This window comes from Ciceribacter thiooxidans (assembly GCF_014126615.1).
GTDB lineage: Bacteria > Pseudomonadota > Alphaproteobacteria > Rhizobiales > Rhizobiaceae > Allorhizobium > Allorhizobium thiooxidans.
The window spans coordinates 2,357,292-2,376,089 of record NZ_CP059896.1 but is presented as its reverse complement, the minus strand read 5'-3'; the positions used below and the strand labels follow the sequence as shown (position 1 = coordinate 2,376,089).

Annotated in this window: 23 protein-coding genes and 3 pseudogenes; 19 read left to right on the top strand and 7 right to left on the bottom strand. The window is 68.1% G+C overall.

The window, feature by feature from the left end:
• The first annotated feature begins 95 nt into the window (after positions 1–95).
• A complete protein-coding gene (locus tag H4I97_RS11540) occupies positions 96–1,544 on the top strand; it encodes a methyl-accepting chemotaxis protein (RefSeq protein WP_182304802.1) in 1,449 nt (482 codons plus the stop codon).
• Between the two features lie 3 nt (positions 1,545–1,547).
• On the opposite strand, the gene H4I97_RS11535 is transcribed toward H4I97_RS11540, so the two are convergent.
• A complete protein-coding gene (locus H4I97_RS11535) occupies positions 1,548–1,934 on the bottom strand; it encodes a type II toxin-antitoxin system HicB family antitoxin (protein ID WP_182304801.1) in 387 nt (128 codons plus the stop codon).
• The gene (locus H4I97_RS11530) at positions 1,931–2,107 is read right to left on the bottom strand and encodes a type II toxin-antitoxin system HicA family toxin (RefSeq protein WP_182304800.1); all 177 of its coding nucleotides are present in this window, start codon (positions 2,105–2,107) and stop codon (positions 1,931–1,933) included. The genes H4I97_RS11535 and H4I97_RS11530 overlap by 4 nt, the downstream gene beginning before the upstream one ends.
• A 371-nt stretch (positions 2,108–2,478) precedes the next feature.
• On the opposite strand from H4I97_RS11530, the gene H4I97_RS11525 reads away from it, so the two are divergent.
• A complete protein-coding gene (locus H4I97_RS11525; RefSeq protein ID WP_182304799.1) occupies positions 2,479–2,826 on the top strand; it encodes a DUF1491 family protein in 348 nt (115 codons plus the stop codon).
• 29 nt (positions 2,827–2,855) lie between these two features.
• Here the strand turns inward: H4I97_RS11525 and H4I97_RS11520 are convergent, their stop codons facing one another.
• Positions 2,856–3,176 (bottom strand): MmcQ/YjbR family DNA-binding protein, encoded by a 321-nt coding sequence (locus H4I97_RS11520; RefSeq protein WP_182304798.1) that lies wholly within the window; start codon positions 3,174–3,176, stop codon positions 2,856–2,858.
• 603 nt (positions 3,177–3,779) lie between these two features.
• Entirely contained in the window at positions 3,780–4,343 is a 564-nt protein-coding gene (locus H4I97_RS11515) for a hypothetical protein (protein ID WP_182304797.1), read from the bottom strand.
• Between H4I97_RS11515 and H4I97_RS11510 the strand changes: the two genes are divergently transcribed.
• Positions 4,342–5,655, top strand: coding sequence for a DNA-packaging protein (locus H4I97_RS11510; RefSeq protein WP_182304796.1), 1,314 nt, complete (start codon positions 4,342–4,344; stop codon positions 5,653–5,655). The two genes, H4I97_RS11515 and H4I97_RS11510, sit on opposite strands and share 2 nt — an antisense overlap.
• Before the next feature lie 12 nt (positions 5,656–5,667).
• Here H4I97_RS11510 and H4I97_RS24790 read toward each other — a convergent pair whose 3' ends face one another.
• A complete protein-coding gene (locus H4I97_RS24790; protein ID WP_280527677.1) occupies positions 5,668–5,802 on the bottom strand; it encodes a hypothetical protein in 135 nt (44 codons plus the stop codon).
• Between the two features lie 240 nt (positions 5,803–6,042).
• Between H4I97_RS24790 and H4I97_RS11505 the strand changes: the two are divergent.
• The 10 genes and pseudogenes from H4I97_RS11505 (at position 6,043) to H4I97_RS11460 (ending at position 13,018) form a co-directional block, all read left to right on the top strand.
• A pseudogene (locus H4I97_RS11505) lies at positions 6,043–6,713 on the top strand (hypothetical protein).
• Between the two features lie 35 nt (positions 6,714–6,748).
• On the top strand, positions 6,749–7,060 hold the full coding sequence (locus H4I97_RS11500) for a Dabb family protein (RefSeq protein ID WP_182304795.1): 312 nt from the start codon (positions 6,749–6,751) through the stop codon (positions 7,058–7,060).
• Between the two features lie 344 nt (positions 7,061–7,404).
• Positions 7,405–8,573, top strand: a pseudogene (locus tag H4I97_RS11495) (phage portal protein).
• 207 nt (positions 8,574–8,780) lie between these two features.
• Entirely contained in the window at positions 8,781–9,098 is a 318-nt protein-coding gene (locus tag H4I97_RS11490) for a DUF6107 family protein (protein ID WP_182304794.1), read from the top strand.
• A 56-nt stretch (positions 9,099–9,154) separates the two neighbouring features.
• Positions 9,155–9,775: an HK97 family phage prohead protease gene (locus H4I97_RS11485; RefSeq protein WP_244658628.1), complete on the top strand. Its 621-nt coding sequence runs from the start codon at positions 9,155–9,157 to the stop codon at positions 9,773–9,775.
• Positions 9,776–9,781: 6 nt separating this feature from the next.
• Positions 9,782–11,071, top strand: coding sequence for a phage major capsid protein (locus H4I97_RS11480; protein WP_182304792.1), 1,290 nt, complete (start codon positions 9,782–9,784; stop codon positions 11,069–11,071).
• Between the two features lie 517 nt (positions 11,072–11,588).
• A complete protein-coding gene (locus tag H4I97_RS11475) occupies positions 11,589–12,158 on the top strand; it encodes a head-tail connector protein (RefSeq protein ID WP_182304791.1) in 570 nt (189 codons plus the stop codon).
• A complete protein-coding gene (locus tag H4I97_RS11470; RefSeq protein ID WP_182304790.1) occupies positions 12,158–12,493 on the top strand; it encodes a phage head closure protein in 336 nt (111 codons plus the stop codon). Before H4I97_RS11475 ends, H4I97_RS11470 begins: the two co-directional genes overlap by 1 nt.
• Positions 12,490–12,639 carry a hypothetical protein gene (locus tag H4I97_RS11465; RefSeq protein ID WP_182304789.1) on the top strand — a complete coding sequence of 50 codons (150 nt, stop codon included), beginning with the start codon at positions 12,490–12,492 and terminating at the stop codon, positions 12,637–12,639. Before H4I97_RS11470 ends, H4I97_RS11465 begins: the two co-directional genes overlap by 4 nt.
• Positions 12,623–13,018, top strand: coding sequence for a DUF3168 domain-containing protein (locus tag H4I97_RS11460; protein WP_182304788.1), 396 nt, complete (start codon positions 12,623–12,625; stop codon positions 13,016–13,018). Before H4I97_RS11465 ends, H4I97_RS11460 begins: the two co-directional genes overlap by 17 nt.
• 135 nt (positions 13,019–13,153) lie before the next feature.
• Here H4I97_RS11460 and H4I97_RS11455 read toward each other — a convergent pair whose 3' ends face one another.
• Positions 13,154–14,407, bottom strand: a complete 1,254-nt coding sequence (locus H4I97_RS11455; protein ID WP_182304787.1) for an MFS transporter — start codon at positions 14,405–14,407, stop codon at positions 13,154–13,156.
• A gap of 593 nt (positions 14,408–15,000) precedes the next feature.
• Between H4I97_RS11455 and H4I97_RS11450 the strand changes: the two genes are divergently transcribed.
• From H4I97_RS11450 to H4I97_RS11440, 3 genes and pseudogenes are all read left to right on the top strand, one after another.
• Positions 15,001–15,408 carry a phage major tail protein, TP901-1 family gene (locus H4I97_RS11450; RefSeq protein WP_182304786.1) on the top strand — a complete coding sequence of 136 codons (408 nt, stop codon included), beginning with the start codon at positions 15,001–15,003 and terminating at the stop codon, positions 15,406–15,408.
• Positions 15,408–15,775: pseudogene (locus H4I97_RS11445) on the top strand (gene transfer agent family protein). Before H4I97_RS11450 ends, H4I97_RS11445 begins: the two are co-directional and overlap by 1 nt.
• Before the next feature lie 59 nt (positions 15,776–15,834).
• On the top strand, positions 15,835–15,993 hold the full coding sequence (locus tag H4I97_RS11440) for a rcc01693 family protein (RefSeq protein ID WP_182304785.1): 159 nt from the start codon (positions 15,835–15,837) through the stop codon (positions 15,991–15,993).
• 5 nt (positions 15,994–15,998) lie between these two features.
• Here H4I97_RS11440 and H4I97_RS11435 read toward each other — a convergent pair whose 3' ends face one another.
• Positions 15,999–16,562: an alpha/beta fold hydrolase gene (locus H4I97_RS11435; protein WP_182304784.1), complete on the bottom strand. Its 564-nt coding sequence runs from the start codon at positions 16,560–16,562 to the stop codon at positions 15,999–16,001.
• A 110-nt stretch (positions 16,563–16,672) separates the two neighbouring features.
• On the opposite strand from H4I97_RS11435, the gene H4I97_RS11430 reads away from it, so the two are divergent.
• From H4I97_RS11430 to H4I97_RS11420, 3 genes are read left to right on the top strand one after another with little or no spacing between them, the layout of a single operon-like run.
• On the top strand, positions 16,673–17,245 hold the full coding sequence (locus tag H4I97_RS11430) for a phage tail tape measure protein (RefSeq protein ID WP_182304783.1): 573 nt from the start codon (positions 16,673–16,675) through the stop codon (positions 17,243–17,245).
• Positions 17,246–17,279: 34 nt separating this feature from the next.
• The gene (locus tag H4I97_RS11425; protein WP_182304782.1) at positions 17,280–17,912 is read left to right on the top strand and encodes a DUF2460 domain-containing protein; all 633 of its coding nucleotides are present in this window, start codon (positions 17,280–17,282) and stop codon (positions 17,910–17,912) included.
• On the top strand, positions 17,909–18,787 hold the full coding sequence (locus H4I97_RS11420; RefSeq protein WP_182304781.1) for a DUF2163 domain-containing protein: 879 nt from the start codon (positions 17,909–17,911) through the stop codon (positions 18,785–18,787). Before H4I97_RS11425 ends, H4I97_RS11420 begins: the two co-directional genes overlap by 4 nt.
• Positions 18,788–18,798: the final 11 nt, after the last annotated feature.

Genomic DNA, 18,798 nt, shown 5'->3' with positions numbered 1-18,798 from the left:
ACTGCCCGGACCTTAGACTTTCGTCTATATGTGAATATTTGCAAAGCCTTAACCACGATCGGCGATGATCCTCCGAATCTTGGGAGGGGTTTGCAATGACCGTGTCGAATGCGCTCGCCGTGAGTGAAGAGCATGACGTGCCCGAGGAGGCCGCGGCGGATGCCGCTCTCCTGAAGCGGATCGTCTCCGAAATGGCCCGCGAGGCCTCCGAGCTCGGCATCGACCTCGTCGACATCGCCGGCGCGATCACCGACGTCGCGGCGATGTCGAAGCGCCATGCCGTGACCTTCGACGAGATCACCCGCACTGCGCTATCGATCGCCGAGACCAACAATGCGGTCGCCTCCGCGCTCGGTGAAACCGATGCCACCGCCGGCGAGGCCCGCCGGATGCTGTCGGACTCGGCAAGCCGCATGACCGGCGCGGTCGGCAAGATCGACCAGATGGTCGACGCCTCGATGGAGATCAGCACCGAGATCGGCACCTTCTCGCGTTCGCTTTCGGACGTCGACAAGGTGGCGACGGAGATCGGCACCATCGCCCGCCAGACCAACCTGCTTGCGCTGAACGCGGCGATCGAGGCGGCACGCGCCGGCGAGGCTGGCAAGGGTTTTGCCGTCGTCGCCTCGGAAATCCGGGCGCTGGCGTTGCAGACCTCGCAGGCGACGGCCTCGATCCAGACGATCCTCGACGACATCCGCAGCAAGATCGAGAAGCTCGCCACCGCAGGCAAGGGCGCGAGCGAGAGCGCACTCGACGTGCGCGAGACCTCGCAGGCGATGAACCAGTCCTTCGGCACCATGGAAGGGGTGATCACCCGCATCCTCGACAGCGCGTCGGTGATGGCGAAGACCACCGAGACGGTCAACGGCCAGTGCTCCGCCTTCGTCGTCACCCTCGGCGAGATGGCGGGGGAAGTCAGAAGCTCCGATGGCGCGCTGCAGAACGCCGCCGCCCGAGTCGACAAGGTGGTGAACCTCTCCGAGACGCTGATCCAGCTGACCGCGAGCGCCGGCATCGAGACCGTCGACAGCGCCTGGATCCGCACCGCCCGTGACGTTGCCGAAGACATCTCGGCGGCCTTCGAGGAGGGCGTGCGCACCGGCCGCATCGCCATGGACGCGCTCTTCGACCGCCAGTACCGGCCGATCCCCGGCACCGACCCGGTCCAGATGATGGCCCGCTTCACCGAATTCACCGACAGGGTGCTGCCGCCGATCCTCGAACCGGTGCTGTCCTTAAGCGACCGCGTCGGCTTCTGTGCCGCCGTCGACGTCAACGGCTACCTGCCGACCCACAACCGCAAGTTCTCCGAGCCGCAGCGGCCGGGCGATGCGGTGTGGAACACCGCCAACTGCCGCAACCGGCGCATCTTCGCCGACCGCGTCGGCCTTGCCGCCGGCCGCTCGACGGCCCCCTTCCTCGTGCAGACCTACCGCCGCGACATGGGCGGCGGCAATTTCGTCGTGATGAAGGACATCTCCGCCCCGATCACCATCTCCGGCCGCCACTGGGGCGGACTGAGGCTGGCTGTCAGGGTGTGAGGGTCAGGCTCCCGAGGTGCGCCGTCTCGCAGACTGGCTGTCCTGGGTGTGAGCCGGCCGCGGGGCGCGCGCGAGTTTTTCCTCGATCGCGTGGCCGATCCAGCCGTTGAGAGAAAGCCCTTCTGCTGCGGCATTCATCGCGGCACGCTTGTGCAGATCGGGCGAGACCCGCACATTGAAGCTGCCCTTGTAGGGCTTCGCCGGTTCGCGGCCCTCTTCCTCGCAGTCGGCAAGGTAGGCGTCGATGAGGTCTCGGGCGACGGCCTCGGCTTCGCTCGCCCGGTCGCATTCGGCGACCAGCACGTCGTCGATATGAAGCACCTTGACGAAGAGGGAGCCGTCATCGAACTCGACGGACGCCTGATAGCCCTTGTAAGTAATTGTTTTCATATCAAACCCTGATCGATGAACTGATCGCGTATCTGCCTGACCATATACGGCTTCATCTCGTTTCCGGGGTGGGGCTCATGCAGGCGGATGATCTGCTTCGTGGAGGAATGGACGAATTTCCGTCGCGATCCTCCGCCGGCATCCTTCTCGACGAAACCGAGACTTGCGAGCATGCGAACGAGGTCCCTGTAAGGAAACGGTCCTCTGCACGCCCTGAAGTCCTCGACAAGCCTATCTCCGCGCGACATGCGTTTTCACCGAAATTTTACGCCACATTGCAGGGAGTTTGCAACTGAAATATAGTTGCACGTGGTGCCTGTTCCTATGGGACAAGTTTCAGAAGTATTCAGAACAATATACGGCCCTGAGGTCGCATGTTTGCGCAACGCAGGATTGCGGTCAAGGGTAGGATTCCGTGTGTGACCCTCCGCCAGCGTCGGTCCGAGCATTCTTCCCCAAGTTGCCAGAACATAGTCTGACGACGCAGCCGCTTCGCCCACCTCCCCCCATTCCCTTTGCTCCCCGCTTGCCCTATGACCCACGGATGCGTCTTCGTTCCGATATCTTCGTTTCCGCGCTCGTCCGCCGCGTGTTTTCCGCCGGCGGGTTTGCCGCCGTCGCGCGCAAGGGCGCGGAGGAGGCGGGGGCGATCTATGTGCGCCAGCATTTTCGCGACGGGCTCGAGACGCTCTACGGCCCGGCGCCGCAGAGCCTGATGGCCGAGGAGGGGCGCGACGACCGCGGCTTCGAGGTGCGGCTGACGCGCGTGGAGGCAGGCGAGGTCGACGCGCTTCTTGCGCGCGAGGGGCGCTTCGACCCCGATTACTGGGTGGTGGAACTCGAAACCGACGACCTCGACGGCGTGCTGCCCATCGCCGGCGGCGAGGGGTAGGCGAGGGGCCTCTCCATGCGGAGAAAGCCTCAGCCGCGCGGGCGTTTGCGGGCGACCGTCTCCCATGCCGCGCGCAGCAGGTCTTCGACGTCCGCCGGGGCGGCGTCCGCGTAGCGCAGCACCGTCCAGCCCTTGAGACCCCAGGCGCCGGGAACCGGAAAAAGCAGGCCGGGTGCGGCGGCGACGGCGAGCGCCTGCCGGTCGGGGGTAAGCTTCAGCACCAGCTCGCCCGGCCGTGGCAAAGTGGCGAAGACCTTGTTCCGAAAGCGGAAATCGCGCTTGCCGAAATGGGCGCTCTCCTCCGCCTCCGGCAGCGCCAGCGCAAGAGTGGCAACCTCGTCCTCGGTCATGGCGGCTCCTTCCTTCGTTGGTGCGAGGATAGGGGAGAGCGGTAGGTGGGACAACAGATAGGAAAATAATCCTTGACGGCGTGACGGTCGTTTGCTGGTCTTTTGTTATGGTCGAAGAAGTGCGGCCGGGGTGGCCCGGTGGTGCTCTTGGCGCAAAAGGTCGCCGTCATCCCCGCCCTCGGGTTGAACCCGAGGACGATCCGGGATCCGGTGCGAACAAGTCCATGATCGCAAAAGCGTCTTTCACGGCGCAGACGCGCCGTGGCTGGATGCCGGGTCAGGCCCGGCATGACGGTGGCGATGGGTTTGCGATTGCTTCCTCTCCCCTGGCGGGAGAGGAAGCGATTTCGGCATCTTAGGCCGAAGGCGTAAGTGCCAGAAATCGCAGGTGAGGGGGATATGCTGTGCCTTCGCACCGACCCGCTCACTTGGAATTTCTAACACTTAGCTGAAGCAGGGCCTTGCACAGCCTTCGCGCGGCGTCGCGCTCAGGCCTTCGTTCGCTCAAATCGATCCACCGGATCGATTTCCGGCCTTCGGCCAACGCTCCGAAGTCTCCCCCGCCAGGGGGAGAAGACGTTCCATTCCGCCGCCAGGGCACTGTCAGTCATTCGAGGCCCGGGGTTCGCTCCCGAGCCTTTTTTCGTCGGCGCGGGCCGGCAAGGAGAGCAGGCTATGGACGGGGCAGGTGAATTCGACCTTTCGGTCTTCGGCGTCTGGCCGCCGGGCGAGGCGGGTGCGGTGGTCGCGGAGAGCGACGAGCCGCGGATGCGCCGGGCGGTCGGGCGGCTGTTCCTTGAGCTGAAATCGGCCGACCGGCCGTCGCCCGTCGACGAATTCCAGAGACTTCTCAACGATCTGACGGCGGAGATGCGCGACCAGTTCGAGCTCTTCCGGCGGCTGCGGGCCTCGGCAGAGGCACTGATCGCCGGCGAGGACGAGGCGGCGGCGAAGGCCGCGCGGGCCGACGCGAAGGCGGCGACCGATGCCATGGCGCTGCTCGTCCGGACGCTCGAAAAGATCGACGGCCTGCAGCGGCAGATCGTGCGTGATCGTGAGGCTGCGGAACTCCTGGCCGAGGAAGAGGGTGGCGATGACGCAATCCGGGCAGAACTTCGGGCCGTCATCGACGCACAGGCCGATGCCCGTGCAAGACGGCTTCTTCATGGCTGGACCGCAGTCCGTGGAAGGCATCGTCGCCGATCCCGATGTCGGCGCCGTCATCGAGCGGCTGGCGCTCTGCGATCCGGCGGTGCTGAAGAGGATCGGCCGGAGCTGGGAATTCACCGGCCGGCCGGAGCAGAAGCCGCCGGACGGCGACTGGCGCTCCTGGCTGGTGATCGGCGGGCGCGGCTCGGGCAAGACCCGCACCGGCGCGGAATGGGTGCATGCGCTGGCGCTCGGCGCCGGCCCGCGTTCCGATCTGCGCATCGCGCTCGTCGCCGAAACGCTGGGCGACGCCCGCGAGGTGATGGTCGACGGGGCGTCGGGCATCTGGCGGATCGCCCGGCGGATGCGGCCGGAGGTGGAAATCTCGCGCCGCCGGCTCGTCTGGCCGAACGGGGCGATCGCGCAATTCTTCTCCTCCGAGGACCCGGAGAGCCTGCGCGGGCCGCAGTTTCATTTCGCCTGGTGCGACGAGCTGGCGAAATGGAAATATCCCGACGAGACCTACGACATGCTGCAGTTTGCGCTGCGGCTCGGCACCGCGCCGCGGGAGCTGGTGACCACGACGCCGCGGCCGCTGCCGCTGCTGAAACGGCTGATCGCCGCGAAGGGGACGCGGGTGAGCCGGCTTTCGACGGCGGACAATGCGACGAATCTCGCGCCGGGCTTCATCGCCGCACTTCAGGAGCGCTACGGCGGCACGCGGCTCGGCCGGCAGGAACTCGACGGCGAGCTGATCGAGGACCGCGAGGACGCGCTGTGGAAACGCGAGCGGATTGAGGCGCTGACGGTGAAGCTGACGGGTCCGCTGCGACGGATCGTCGTGGCGGTCGATCCGCCGGCGGGCACGGGGCGCGAGAGCTGCTGCGGGATCGTGGTGGCCGGGCTCGAGGAGAACGGCCGCGCCGCAGTGCTCGCCGATTGTTCGGTGGAGGCGGCAAGCCCGGCGCAATGGGCGCAGGCGGTGGTGCGCGCCTACCGGCGCTTCGAGGCGGACCGGGTGGTGGCGGAGGCGAACCAGGGCGGAGAGATGGTGGCGGCGGTGCTGCGCAGCATCGATGCCGGCCTGCCGCTGACGCTGGTGCGCGCGACGCGAGGCAAGTATCTGAGGGCCGAGCCGGTGGCAGCCCTCTACGAGCAGGGAAGGGTGGTGCACGCCGGCCGGTTTGCCGCACTCGAAGACCAGATGTGCGATTTCGGCCCCGACGGGCTCTCGTCAGGCCGTTCGCCGGACCGGCTGGACGCGCTGGTCTGGGCGCTGACGGCGCTCCTCCTGGAACGCGCGGGCGAACCGCGCGTCAGGGGAATCTAGATTATCTGCTTGTTACTTGGAGGACGGCTGGCCGGCGCCCTGGCGCATCTGGCGCCATTCGTTTTCCATGCGTTCGAGAACATGGGCCGGGATAGACTGGGCCTGAATCTGGGCAGGGGTCTGGGGCTGAGTGGGCTTCACTTGCATCCGGATCTCTCCTCAAGGGCGGGGCGCGTCCGACATAGGACGGCTTCAATTTTCACACTGTTAAATTTTTGTAAATACGCTGTCCGGGTGCTCTAAACGATTGAAATTCTTTAAAACGATTAGAGTTTCGAGGTTTTTCACAACATGGTTGACGCAGGCCCTGTCGCATCCCCGGAAAGGGGTGGGTGGGAGGCTGCGTCATGCCTGAGCGGGCGGCGTCAAGGCGGGGGCGAATCGACGATGAGCGATGAACGCGACTTCTACCGGGCGATCCGGGCCGAACCCTTCGGCGGACGCCTGACCGACGGCCAGGTGCGCGGGATCGCGGCGATCCGCGGCGAATGGATGAAGACGGCGCCGGACGGCGATCCGCGGCATCTCGCCTACATGCTGGCGACCGCCTTCCACGAGACGGCGCGGACGATGCGGCCGGTGCGTGAGACGCTCGCCTCGACCGACGAGCGGGCGATCGCAATCCTTGACCGGGCCTATGCCGCAGGCCGGCTGCCGCAGGTCGCCCGGCCGTACTGGCGCCGCGACGGCAAGGGGCGAACCTTCCTCGGCCGCGGCTTCGTGCAGATCACCCACAGGCGCAACTACCAGCGCCTCTCCGACGCGCTCGGCATCGATCTCGTCAGCGACCCGGCCCGAGCGATGGAGATGGAGGTCGCGGCAAGCGTGCTGGTGGCCGGCATGATGCGCGGGCTTTTCACCGGCGTTTCGCTGGCCGACGTCTTTTCGGGGGCAGAGAGGACTGGACCGGCGCCCGGCGCATCGTCAACGGCCTCGACCGGGCGGAACTCGTCGCCGGTTACGGCCGCGCCTTCCTGAAGGCGCTCGGGGTGACGGGAAGGCGGAAGGCGATTGAGCGGGGCGGCCGGCCATGCTATCGGCGGCTGCCTGAATCCTGAGGCGCCCGCCGTCAACCAAGCCGGAGCGAAGGCCCGTGATCCGCCATATCGTCCTCTTCACCGTGCCGAAGCACGAAGACCTCGACGCCGTGCTCGACGGCCTGTCGATCCTGACCGGCATTCCGGCGGCGACGCGGCTGGAGATCGCGACCAACATGAAAGCCGACCGCTTCGACGACGGCATTGACGTCGTGGTCTACGGCGAGTTCGAGGACGAGGCCGCACTCGCCGCCTACCACGCCCATCCGCTTTACCAGACCTCGATCGAGAGGGTGAAGCCGCTGCGCGGGAGGCGTTTTGCGGCGGATTATGATAGGACGGCAGCGATCACCGCGCCGCGGGCGTAGCCGACGTCACGCCCCTCACGATTGCCCCTCACCCTGACCCTCTCCCCGCAGGCGGGGCGAGGGAACGGCCGGCGGATGAGGGCCGATCGTGATGGAGGCAAACGCGGCGGACACCATCTCCCCCTTGCGGGGGAGAATGGAATTTCAGCATCTTGGCGATAGCCAAGTGCTAGAAATTCCAAGAGAGGGGCTCCGTGAGGATCGTGCCATGGCAACCGAGCCCCTCACCTGAAAAATCTGAGGCTTAGGCGGCTTGCGCGCGCCTAAGGTCTCGATTTTTTGTCCTCTCCCGCGAGGGGAGAGGCGGGCCGACACGCCAACCTCGAAACAACAGGAAAAATCCGATGAGATTGCCGTTTCGACTGCCGTGGGGAGCTGCGGGGGGTGAGGGAGACGTGGCCGAGCGGAAGGCTGCCGGCGGGCTGGCGTTGGTGGCCAGCGAGGGGCGGGCGCAGTGGAGCGGGCGCTCCTACGGCACGCTCGCCCGCGAGGGCTTCATGAGGAACCCGGTCGCCCACCGCACGGTGCGGCTGATTTCGGAAGCCGCGGCCGCCGTGCCGTGGCTGCTCTATGACGGCGAGAGCGAGGTCGGCGAACATCCTGTGCTCGCGCTGATGGCGCGGCCGAACGGGCGCACCGGCGGGGCCGATTTCCTGGAGACGCTCTACGGCCATCTGCTGCTTGCCGGCAATGCCTTCGTCGAGCCGCTGGTCATCGGCGGACGGGTGGCGGAACTGCACCTGCTGCGACCCGACCGGGTGAGCGTGGTGGCGGGTCGCGACGGCTGGCCGGAGGCCTATGAATACCGCGCGGGAAGCGCGGTCCGGCGGATCGCGGCGGAAGGCGAGGGCGCGCTTCTCCACCTCAAACTCTTCCATCCGCTCGACGATCATCTGGGCTTTCCGCCGCTTGCCGCAGCGCAGGTCGCGCTCGATCTCCACAATGCCGCGTCGCGCTGGAACAAGGCGCTGCTCGACAATTCCGCCCGGCCCTCCGGTGCACTGGTCTACCAGCCGAAGGAGGGCGGCAATCTCGCGCCCGACCAGTACGAACGGCTGAAGCGGGAGCTGGACGAGGGCTATTCCGGGCCGATGCGGGCGGGGCGGCCGCTGCTGCTCGAAGGCGGGCTCGACTGGAAATCGATGGGGCTCTCGCCCGCGACATGGATTTCGTCGAGGCGCGGAATGGTGCCGCGCGAGACGTGGCGCTCGCCTTCGGCGTGCCGCCGATGCTGCTCGGCATTCCGGGCGACAACACCTATGCCAACTACCAGGAGGCGAACCGCGCCTTCTTCCGGCTGACCGTGCTGCCGCTCGTCAACCGGACGGCGAAGAGCTTTTCCGGCTTCCTCTCCGGTCTCTTCGGCGAGGCGCTGACGCTTGCCCCCGACCTCGACCAGGTGCCGGGGCTCGCTGCCGAACGGGATGCGCTGTGGGCACGGCTCGGCGGTGCGGATTTCCTTTCCGACACGGAGAAGCGGGCGGCGGTCGGCTACGGGCCGGAAACGGACTGAGGCGGTCGGGAAGGGTGCTCAAGCGATCTGCGAAGAGCTTGAATCAGTCTCTGAAGGACCGGAATCGAAATCGCAGGAAAGCCCGCCAAGGGATTCACCCGACTCTGTAATTCGCACTCTCTTCATGCGGCGCATGAGGAGCGCTTTCGCGCCTGCACGGGCCGGCTGGCGACGCGGATTCCATGTTAATTAGAAGAGGTTAATAAAATGACCGACTGGAGCCAGGACGGTGCGCAATTCACCGCGAAGGTGCTCGGCGCCTTAGCCGGGTCGGCGATCTCGCTCGTCTACATGCTGCCGAAGGGCAGGCAGGAGGCGGCCGGCCGTTTCTTGACCGGGCTCGCCTGCGGGCTGATCTTCGGCGATCCCGCGGGCCTGTGGCTCGCCCAGAAACTCGACCTGCTGGCGAACCTTTCGCCGGAGGATATCGTGCTTGCCGGCGCAACCGCCGCGAGCCTTCTCGCCTGGTGGAGCCTCGGCCTGCTGGTGCGCTTCCTCGACCGCGGCGGCCGCCCGAGCGGGTGACGGCGAAGAGCGGCCCGCGCTTCCATACCCATTCCATCGATCGAAGGAGAATGCCGATGCGTGCCTATCGCGGGCAGGCCAGTCGCGGCCCGGCCTATCGTGCTCCGGTGTCGCTCACCCAGAAATTCGCGAGCCTGACGCTGGCCGGGGTGACCGGCGACGGCGTCTTTTCCGGCTATGCCAGCGTCTTCGGCGAGGTGGACCTCGGCCATGACGTGGTGATGGCCGGCGCGTTCGGCCACTCGCTTGCCGCGCGCGGGCCGGGCGGCGTGCGGATGCTCTACCAGCACGATCCGGCCGAGCCGATCGGCGCCTGGCGGGTGATCCGTGAGGACGGTCGCGGCCTCTATGTCGAGGGCGAGCTGGCGAAGGGCGTGGCGCGCGCCCGCGAGGTGCATGCGCTCTTGAAGAGCGGCGCCCTCGACGGCCTGTCGATCGGCTTCCGCACGGTGCGGGCAAAGAGCGACCGGGCAAGCGGCATCCGCCGCATTCTCCAGGCCGACCTCTGGGAAATCTCCGTCGTGACCTTTCCGATGCAGCCCTCGGCGCGGGTCTCGAACGTCAAGAACGCGCGGTTCTTCCGCGACCGGGAGACCGAACTCGTCCGCATCATGCGGCGGGCGGCCCGGCGGATGGCGGCCGGCAATTTCAGATCCAGCAACGTCAACGAAGGATGAGAGGCGATGAGCGAGAACCAGGCGAACGGGACGGGTGCGGCGGAAGAGGGCGGCGTGCCGGTGCGCGCGGCCCCGGAGGTGAAGGCGGTGCCGGACACGGTCTCGGCGGCCTTCGAGGATTTCATGCAGGCCTTCGAGGCCTTCAAGGAGGCGAACGACGAGCGGCTTTCCGAGGTCGAGCGCAAGCTCACCGCCGACACGGTGACCCGCGACAAGGTGGAGCGCATCAACCGCGCGATGGACGAACAGGGCCGGCTTCTCAACCAGCTCGTGATCAAGAAGCTGCGCCCGCCGCTCGAACGGACGGGCGGCAGTACGGCCGGCGGCATGGGTGGCGCGGAGGCGGCCTTCGAGAGCTATATCCGCCGCGGCGACGAGACGGGGCTGCGCGAGCTGGAGGCCAAGGCGCTTTCGGCCGGCGTGCCGGGGGACGGCGGCTATCTGGTGCCGCCGGAGACCGATACCGAGATCGGCCGTCGGCTTGCCTCCGTCTCGCCGATCCGGGCGCTCGCGACCGTGCGGCAGGTCTCCGGCGCGGTGCTGAAGAAGCCGTTCGCGCCGGCGGGCATGGCCTCCGGCTGGGTGGCGGAGACGGCGGCACGGCCGCAGACGGCGACCCCGGAGCTCGCCGAGCTCACCTTCCCGACCATGGAGCTCTATGCCATGCCGGCGGCGACGCAAGGCCTGCTCGATGACGCCGCGGTCGACATCGAGGCGTGGATCTCCGGCGAGGTGGACGTGGCCTTTGCCGAGCAGGAGGGCGCGGCCTTCGTTTCCGGCGACGGGGTGAACCGACCGAAGGGGTTCTTAAGCTATGCGACCGTCGCGGAGGCGAACTGGGCCTGGGGCAGCCTCGGCCATGTCGGAACCGGGGTGGCGGGCGGCTTTGCCGCGAGCGGCGCCTCGGACGTGTTGATCTCGGCGATCTACGCGCTGAAGGCCGGCCACCGGCAGAACGCCCATTTCGTGATGAACCGCAAGACGCAGGGCGAGATCCGCAAGTTCAAGGATGCCGACGGCAACTATCTCTGGCAGCCGCCGGCGGCGGCCGGCCAGGCGGCGGCGCTGATGGGCTTTCCGGTGACGGAGGCCGAGGACATGCCGGACATCGCCGCCGACGCGCTGTCGATCGCCTTCGGCGACTTCCGCGCCGGCTACCTCGTCGTCGACCGCACCGGCGTGCGCATCCTGCGCGACCCCTATTCGGCCAAGCCCTACGTGCTCTTCTACACGACCAAGCGCGTCGGCGGCGGGGTGCAGAACTTCGAGGCGATCAAGCTGGTGAAGTTCGGATGAGGATGAGGCAGTGGGCAATGGGCAGTAGGCAGTAGCGCTGGCCGTGGTCGGTCTCCCCCTTGTGGGGGTAAGGAGCGGTCGGCGAAGCCTCCCTCACGATTGCCCCTCACCCTGACCCTCTCCCCGTAGGAACGGGGAGAGGGACCGGCCGAAGCGGTGCCGCTTGTCTCTTCTCCCCGCGGGCGGGGAGAAGGTGCCGGCAGGCGGATGAGGGGCAAACGAGGCAGACGGATGCGGCGAGGCAAAAGGCGTGCCCGTCATCCCCGGCCCTGAGCCGAAAGAACGCATGTCCGACGAGACGATGAGTCTTCCCGCGCGATGGACATCGCGCGACTGGATGCCGGGTCGAGCCCGGCATGACGGCGGTTGGCATCGTGCGTCCCTCACAGCTGCCCTTACGCTTCACCTTGTCCTGCCCTGCCGGGCATCTCTCCCTCAAGGGGGGAGATCGGCCCGCGGCCCGTCTACTGCCTACTCGCTATTCCCTATTCGCTATTCGCCCCAGAACGGAGCCCCCATGACCTATGCCCTGATCACGCCGCCGGCGGCGGAGCCGTTGACGCTTGTCGAGGTGAAGGCGCATCTGCGCCTCGACGGTCCCGACGAGGACGGACTGCTTGCCGGCCTCGTGACGGTGGCGCGCGAGCATCTCGAACGCCAGACCGGCCTGATGCTGATCACGCAGACGCACCGGCTCTACCGCGACGACTGGCCGGCGGGCGGCGTGATTCAGATTGACAGGGGCCCGGTGCAAGCCGTTGAAAACGTGACCGTCTATGACGGCGACGGAAACCCGCTTCAGGTATCGCTTCAAGACCACCTGCTCGACGGCGAGAGCCGGCCGGCGCGGCTCTGGCTGCGCGACCCGCCGGCGCCCGGACGGGCGATGAACGGCATCGAGATCGATTTTCGCGCCGGCTTCGGCGACACCGGGGCGGACGTGCCGGATACGCTGAAGCGCGCCATGCTGATGCATGTGGCGCTGATGTTTTCCTATCGCGGCGCCGTCGCGCCGGCCGACCAGCCGGCGGCGATCCCGGCCGGTTACGACCGGCTGGTGGCGCCATTCGCCCGGCGGAGGCTCTGATGGCGACGGCGGCCTTCGACCCCGGCGGGCTGACTGCCCGGCTGACGCTGGAAGCGCCGGTGGACACGCCCGACGGGCAGGGCGGTACAAGCCGCACCTGGAGCGCCGTTGCGAACCTGTGGGCGCGGATCGAGCCGGTCACGGCCGCCGTCGGCGAGGAGGCGGGCGGCGGGCGGGTGACGATCACCCATGCGATCTGGATGCGCCACCGGAGCGATGTCGCGGCGGGCATGCGGCTCGTCAAGGGCGCACGGGTCTTTGTCGTGGAGATGGTGCACGATCCGGACGAGAGCGGCCGCTATCTCCTCTGCCGCTGCCGGGAGGAGGGGCGATGAAGCTCGCATTGCAGGTGACCCACCGGGATTTCAGGGAGGCACTGACGCGGGCGCTTGCGGCGGCGATTGCCTCGCACACCGCGAAGGCGCGGGAGACGACCGACGCCGGCAAGGACGGGGAGGGCGGCGATGGCGCCGGTCAATGAGCTTTTGCAGGCGGTGCATGCGCGGCTTTCGGGCGACGTGGTGCTGACGGCCCTCGTCGGCCCGGACGGTATCGTCGACCGGCGGCGGGATGCGGCCGCGCTGCCCTGTCTGGTGACGGGGACGGTGGAGACGCGCGCCTACGGCACGGCGAGCGAGGACGGGCTCGAATGCCTCCTCGATTTCGAGGCCTGGTCGGCGACCGGCCGCCGCGAGGCGGAGGAAATCGCCGCCCGGGTGCGGGCGCTCCTCGACGACGCCGATCTCGCGCTTGCCGGCGCGCGGCTCGTCTCGCTTGCCCATCGCCGCACGGCGAGCCGGCGGGTGGCGGCGACACGGCATTACGTGGCGGAGATGCGGTTTCGTGCGGTGGTGGAGTGAGGAGGTCTTTTCTCCCCTCGGCGGGGGAGAATGGAATTTCAACATCTTAGCCGGAGGCTAAGTGTTAGAAATTCCAAGCGAGGGGGTCGTTGCACGGATGTCCCCCTCACCTGCGATTTCTGGCACTTAGCTTCACTAAGATGCCGAAATCGCTTCCTCTCCCGCGAGGGGAGAGGCGTGGCCGGCCCGGCGTGCCCGGCTCGCGATGCGGGCGAGCAGCAGGAGGGCGACGAGGGCCGCGAGGGAAAGCCCGAGGCAGAGAAGGATAACGGCGGTGAGCCCCTGCCGGTCGAGGACGGTGGTCATCAGCACCGGGGCTGCGGCGCTCGCGAGATTCTGCGGCAGGGACAGCCGGGCCGACTGGCGGGCGAAGCGATCCGGCGAGAAGAAGACGAGCGGGATCAGCGCCCGGGCGACGGTGACGACGCCGGTGCCGAAGCCGTAGAGGACGACGAAGACGATCGCCGCACCTGCGCCGCTGAAGAGAAGCAGCACCACCGTGGAGACGACGATCAGGCCGAGGCCGGCGAGGAAGGTCGCAAGCGGCGAGCTGCGCCGCCCGAGCACGAGATCGACGGCCCGCGCGGTGATGCCGAAGACCGAGCGGAGCGATCCGAGCTGCAGGGCGAGCATCGGCGAGGCACCGGAGAGTTCGAGCATGCGGATCAGCGACGGCGAGACCCCGAAGCTGACGAGGGTGACGAGCGTGATCGCAAGCGCGATCAGCAGGAAGGCGAGCCGCGCCTGGCGCTCTGCGAGCGGCAGCGGTTCGGCGCGTGCGGCGGCGGCCTCGGCGGCGCTGCGGGCGGCCGGCTGCGGCAGCAGGAAGAGATGCGCCGGCAGGCAGACGACGAGATGGAAGGCGGCGGCAAGCTGCAGGGTGACCCGCCAGCCGTATTGCTGTTCGAGGAGGCCGAGAAGCGGCCAGCAGACGGCGGACGAGAGGCCGGTGAAGATCATCAGCACGGCGATGCTGCGTTTGGCGTTCGCGCCCTCCCGCTCGACGACGGCGGCATAGGTGGGCACCGAAAGGCCGAAGGCGCCGCCGAGGCCGAGCACCAGCCAGGCGGCAAAATAGGCGATGACGCCTAGGCAGAGGCTGAGGCCGAGAAGGCCGAGCCCGAGGAGTGCGGAGCCGGCGGCAAGAACGCGCGCCGCCCCATGGCGCTCGATGAGCCTGCCCGTCCGGGGGCCGGCGGCGGCCATGGTCAGCATCATCACGGTGAGACCGAGGAAGACGACCTCGTTTGCAAGCCCGAGGCCCGCGGCGATCGGACGTCCGAGCACGCCCGGCATTTCGAAACTGGTGCCCCAGCCGACGATCTGGGTGACGGACAGCAGGGCGACGAGCCCGGCGCGGGGCGAACGGAGCGAGATGGAAAGGGACATGGGGAACCGGGGGGCGGGAAGACTGCCGCCACCATAGAGGAGGGGCGATGCAAGCGGAAGCTGTAAACGGCGCGTGATGCGTCTTTTGCCCTGGTCCTCGCCGCGGACGGCGGGGCGCACCGGACAGCTTTGCCCCTCATCCGGCTGCCGCCACCTTCTCCCCGCGGGTGGGGAGAAGGGACCCGTGGCACTGCCGCGACCGTTCCCTCGCCCCGCTTGCGGGGAGAGGGTCAGGGTGAGGGGCCGTGAGGAGGCCGGTGTCGAGCCGCTGCGTCTCCCCCTCACCTGCGATTTCTGGCACTTACGCCTTCGGCCTAAGATGCCGAAATCGCTTCCTCTCCCGCGAGGGGAGAGGCGTGGTCGGCGCGGTGCCGCTTGTCGATCTCCCCCCTTGAGGGGGAGATGCCCGGCAGGGCAGAGGGGGTAACACAGGCGCCGAGATTGGGGTTCACCCCCTCTGTCACTTCGTGACTGACCGGCCTTTCGCTTAAGCTCAAGGCGTTCGTCGCTGCAATCGATTCACCGGATCGATTGCTCGGCTACGCCGACCGCTCCTCACCCCCGACAATCCAACAACCGAAAGGAACGAGGCCATGGTGGCGCAGAAGGGCAAGGACCTGCTGTTGAAGGTCCATGACGGTGGCGGATATGCGACCGTTGCGGGGTTGCGGTCGAAGAAGCTCGCCTTCAACGCCGAGACCGTCGATGTGACCGATGCCGAGAGTGCCGGGCACTGGCGCGAGCTGCTCGGGGGCGCGGGCGTGCAGAGGGCGTCGCTGTCGGGCAGCGGGCTCTTCAAGGACCAGAGCTCGGATGCGCTGGTGCGGGCGGCGTTCTTCGACGGGACGATGCTTTCCTGGCAGGTGGTGATCCCCGATTTCGGCACGGTTTCCGGCCCCTTCCAGATCACCGCGCTCGAATATGCCGGCGCCCATGACGGGGAGCTGACCTTCGACCTCGCGCTCGAATCGGCGGGACAACTCGCCTTCGGGGCGCTCTGATGGGGGCTTCGATCAGAGAGGGCGCGACGGTCCGGCGGGCGAACCGCCACCGCGGCGAGGTCGAGGCGATGATCGACGGCGAGAGGCGCATCCTCTGCCTCACGCTCGGGGCGCTCGCGGAACTGGAGACGGCCTTCCAGGCGGAAAGCCTCGCAGGCCTCGCCGGGCGGTTTTCCGAGGGGAAGCTGAAGGCCGAGGACCTGATCCGCATCATCGGCGCCGGGCTTCGCGGCGGCGGCAACCGCTTTTCCGACGAGGAGGTGGCCGAGATGGCGATCGACGGGGTGTTGGCGCAACGGCGATGCTTGTCCGTGACCTGCTGACGGCGACCTTCCTCGACGAGGAGGGTAAGCGCCCGGAGCGCTGAGAGCCGCAGGCGAGGGGACGGAGAGGGCCGCGACGGTCGCCTTTCCCTGGCGGGCGGCGATGCATGCCGGCCTCGGCCTCCTGCGGCTCGACCCCGACGATTTTTGGCGGCTCTCGCCCCGGGAGTTCGCCGCGATGACCGGCGCCTTCGCGCCGGCTGCTCCCCGGCTCGCGCGCGCCGGGCTGGAGACACTGATGCAGGCGTTTCCGGACGGGTGATCGGCCTAGGCCTGACGGATGTCGCCGGCGATGTCGGTCAGGTCGTTGTTGAACTGGTGATCGCGGCCGTTCAGCCGGCGCAGTTTGGCATGCGGGATGTCCCGGGCGTAGAGGTCCGCATGGGCCATGGGCGTCGTGTCGTCGGCATCTCCCTTATAGAGGATGACGGGGACGGCCGAGAGGCCCGAGGCCCAGCCCGGAGCGACGTCGATCTCGTCGCTCGGCCAGCCGCCGTCGCCGACATAGGGCGCGGCGAGCAGGAAGACGGCGGCGAGGTCTCGCAGCAGTGCGGGCCGTTTTGCAAGGGTGTGGATCGCGATCGTGCCGCCGACAGAATGGCCGACGAGAATGGCGCCCGGGGCCAGCCGGGCGATCTCCGCCGCAATGGCGGTGCTCCATGTCCGGAAACCTGGGTCGTCCTCGTCGGGCATGCGCGGATAGAGCACCTCATAGCCGGGGCCGAGTGCGGCCTGCAGGCTGGCGACGAGCTTGTCGTCCCAGGCGTCATGCGTTCCTTCGCCGCCGCCCTGGATGAAGAGGATCTGGATGGGGTTGCCGGTTCCGCTCATGAGCTCCTGACATTGTCTGGTGGTTTTCGTGCGTAACACGGCAGAGCCTGATGGGTTCCGCAGGTGCCGGCAGCGGCACGAAGTGAAAACCGACGACCGGAGGATAGTCAATGGATGAGGAAACGGTGACCTTCGGGCTTTCGCTCGATGCTTCCGCGGCGATCGGCGTGCTGGACGATCTGGAGCGGCGCTCGCAGGGGTTCGGCGCGGCGCTGACCGGGGCCCTGAAGAGCGCCACGCTCGGCGGCAAGGGGCTCGAGAATACGCTCAGGGCCGTCGGCGAACGGCTGGCGGGTGTTGCGCTTTCGGCGGGGTTGAAGCCGCTCGACACGCTCGTCTCGTCGCTGACGGCGGGGCTCCCAGGCGGGCTCGGCTCGCTCTTCGCCTTCGCCGACGGCGGCGTGCCGGGGCGGGTGACGCCCTTTGCCGCGGGCGGGGTGGTCTCGGCGCCGACCTATTTTCCGATGGGCGGCGACCTCGGCCTGATGGGCGAGGCGGGCACGGAGGCGGTGCTGCCGCTGAAGCGCGGGGCCGACGGCACGCTCGGCGTTTCGGGCGGCGGCGGCACGACGCAGATCGTCTTCAACGTGACGGCGAGCGACGCCGAGAGTTTTCGCAAGAGCGAGGGACAGGTGACCGCCATGCTGGCGCGCAGTGTGGCGCGCGGCCGGCGGAACCTCTGATACCAGGTCTCGATGATATGACAGGGAGGAGAGGATGGCCGGCGGATTTCACGAGGTGCGCTTCCCGATGCGGCTTTCGCTTTCCACGAGCGGTGGGCCGGAGCGGCGCGTCGACATCACCAGCCTTTCCAACGGGCGCGAGGCGCGGAACACCCGCTGGCGCAATTCGCGACGGCGCTACGACGCCGGCTCCGGCATCCGCTCGGTCGGTGATCTCTATTCGGTGCTCGCCTTCTTCGAGGCGCGCAGCGGTGCGCTCTACGGCTTCCGCTTCCGCGATCCGCTCGACCACCGCTCCGGCCCGCCGGGTGCGGTAATCACGGCCTTCGACCAGGAGATCGGCACGGGCGACGGCGAGACGCGGGATTTCCCGCTTTGGAAGACCTATGGCGATGCCGGCGGGGAATGGCGGCGGCGGATCGAAAAGCCGGTCGCGGGCACTATTCTCGTCGGCATCGGCGGGGTGCCGGCGGAAGCGGGCGTCGCCTGGGATGCGGGGACCGGGATCGTGACCTTTGCCGAGGCGCCGGCGGCGGGTAGCCGCGTGACGGCCGGCTTCGAGTTCGACGTGCCGGTACGCTTCGACATCGACCGGATCGAGGTGAACCTCGAAGCCTTCAATGCCGGGCGCATTCCGGCGATCCCGCTGGTCGAGGTGCTGCCATGAGAGAGATTTCGCCGGCTCTTGCCGCCCATCTTGAAGGTGACGCGACGACGCTCTGCCATTGCTGGCGGGTGACGCGGCGCGACGGCGTGGTGCTCGGCTTCACCGACCATGACGAGGCGCTCGACTTCGGCGGCACGCGTTACCGCGCGGCGAGCGGATTTCAGGCGAGCGAGATGCGCGAGGAAAAGGGGTTGGCGGCACCCGCGAGCGAGGTGACCGGCGGCTTTTCGAGCGAGGCGGTGACGGAGGCGGATCTCGCCGCCGGGCGCTATGACGGCGCCCGCGTCGAGGTCTTCAAGCTGAACTGGCAGGCGCCCGAGGGGGCACTGCTCCTGAAGGTCCAGGAGATCGGCGAGGTCACGCGGGCGGCGGGCGCGTTCACCGCCGAACTCCGAAGCTTCGCCCACCGGCTCTCGCAGGAGACGGGACGGATCTACAATCGCCGCTGCGATGCGACCCTCGGCGACCGGCGCTGCGGCGTCGATCTTTCGGCGCCCGGACGGCGGGCGGAGGCCGTGGTGACGGCGGTGCCCGCCCGTAACCGGTTGCTGGTGAGCGGGCTCGAAGCCTTCGCCGACGGGCATTTCCGCGTCGGCAGCCTGACGCTTGCCGACGGGACGACGGCGCTCGTCGAGGAGAGCCGGGCGGTAGAGGGCGGAACGGCGCTGTCGCTCTGGCTGCCGCTTTCGGCGCTGCCCGCGGCGGGAGAGGCGGTGACGGTTTCGGTCGGCTGCGACAAGGCCTTTTCGACCTGTCGAGATACGTTCTCCAACACGCTGAATTTTCAGGGCTTCCCGCACATGCCGGGCAGCGACTTCGCCTATTCCTACGTGAGCGGCGAGAGCCTGCACGACGGCGGGCCGCTGTTCGAATAAACGGTCCGGAG

Bases quoted from the DNA above. Each gene is read 5' to 3' on its own strand.
- H4I97_RS11540 (WP_182304802.1), top strand. From the start codon at position 96: ATGACCGTGTCGAATGCGCTCGCCGTGAGTGAAGAGCATGACGTGCCC.
- H4I97_RS11535 (WP_182304801.1), bottom strand. From the start codon at position 1,934: ATGAAAACAATTACTTACAAGGGCTATCAGGCGTCCGTCGAGTTCGAT.
- H4I97_RS11530 (WP_182304800.1), bottom strand. From the start codon at position 2,107: ATGCTCGCAAGTCTCGGTTTCGTCGAGAAGGATGCCGGCGGAGGATCG.
- H4I97_RS11525 (WP_182304799.1), top strand. From the start codon at position 2,479: ATGCGTCTTCGTTCCGATATCTTCGTTTCCGCGCTCGTCCGCCGCGTG.
- H4I97_RS11520 (WP_182304798.1), bottom strand. From the start codon at position 3,176: ATGACCGAGGACGAGGTTGCCACTCTTGCGCTGGCGCTGCCGGAGGCG.
- H4I97_RS11510 (WP_182304796.1), top strand. From the start codon at position 4,342: ATGGCTGGACCGCAGTCCGTGGAAGGCATCGTCGCCGATCCCGATGTC.
- H4I97_RS11515 (WP_182304797.1), bottom strand. From the start codon at position 4,343: ATGAAGAAGCCGTCTTGCACGGGCATCGGCCTGTGCGTCGATGACGGC.
- H4I97_RS24790 (WP_280527677.1), bottom strand. From the start codon at position 5,802: ATGCAAGTGAAGCCCACTCAGCCCCAGACCCCTGCCCAGATTCAGGCC.
- H4I97_RS11490 (WP_182304794.1), top strand. From the start codon at position 8,781: ATGACCGACTGGAGCCAGGACGGTGCGCAATTCACCGCGAAGGTGCTC.
- H4I97_RS11485 (WP_244658628.1), top strand. From the start codon at position 9,155: ATGCGTGCCTATCGCGGGCAGGCCAGTCGCGGCCCGGCCTATCGTGCT.
- H4I97_RS11480 (WP_182304792.1), top strand. From the start codon at position 9,782: ATGAGCGAGAACCAGGCGAACGGGACGGGTGCGGCGGAAGAGGGCGGC.
- H4I97_RS11475 (WP_182304791.1), top strand. From the start codon at position 11,589: ATGACCTATGCCCTGATCACGCCGCCGGCGGCGGAGCCGTTGACGCTT.
- H4I97_RS11470 (WP_182304790.1), top strand. From the start codon at position 12,158: ATGGCGACGGCGGCCTTCGACCCCGGCGGGCTGACTGCCCGGCTGACG.
- H4I97_RS11465 (WP_182304789.1), top strand. From the start codon at position 12,490: ATGAAGCTCGCATTGCAGGTGACCCACCGGGATTTCAGGGAGGCACTG.
- H4I97_RS11460 (WP_182304788.1), top strand. From the start codon at position 12,623: ATGGCGCCGGTCAATGAGCTTTTGCAGGCGGTGCATGCGCGGCTTTCG.
- H4I97_RS11455 (WP_182304787.1), bottom strand. From the start codon at position 14,407: ATGTCCCTTTCCATCTCGCTCCGTTCGCCCCGCGCCGGGCTCGTCGCC.
- H4I97_RS11450 (WP_182304786.1), top strand. From the start codon at position 15,001: ATGGTGGCGCAGAAGGGCAAGGACCTGCTGTTGAAGGTCCATGACGGT.
- H4I97_RS11440 (WP_182304785.1), top strand. From the start codon at position 15,835: ATGCATGCCGGCCTCGGCCTCCTGCGGCTCGACCCCGACGATTTTTGG.
- H4I97_RS11435 (WP_182304784.1), bottom strand. From the start codon at position 16,562: ATGAGCGGAACCGGCAACCCCATCCAGATCCTCTTCATCCAGGGCGGC.
- H4I97_RS11430 (WP_182304783.1), top strand. From the start codon at position 16,673: ATGGATGAGGAAACGGTGACCTTCGGGCTTTCGCTCGATGCTTCCGCG.
- H4I97_RS11425 (WP_182304782.1), top strand. From the start codon at position 17,280: ATGGCCGGCGGATTTCACGAGGTGCGCTTCCCGATGCGGCTTTCGCTT.
- H4I97_RS11420 (WP_182304781.1), top strand. From the start codon at position 17,909: ATGAGAGAGATTTCGCCGGCTCTTGCCGCCCATCTTGAAGGTGACGCG.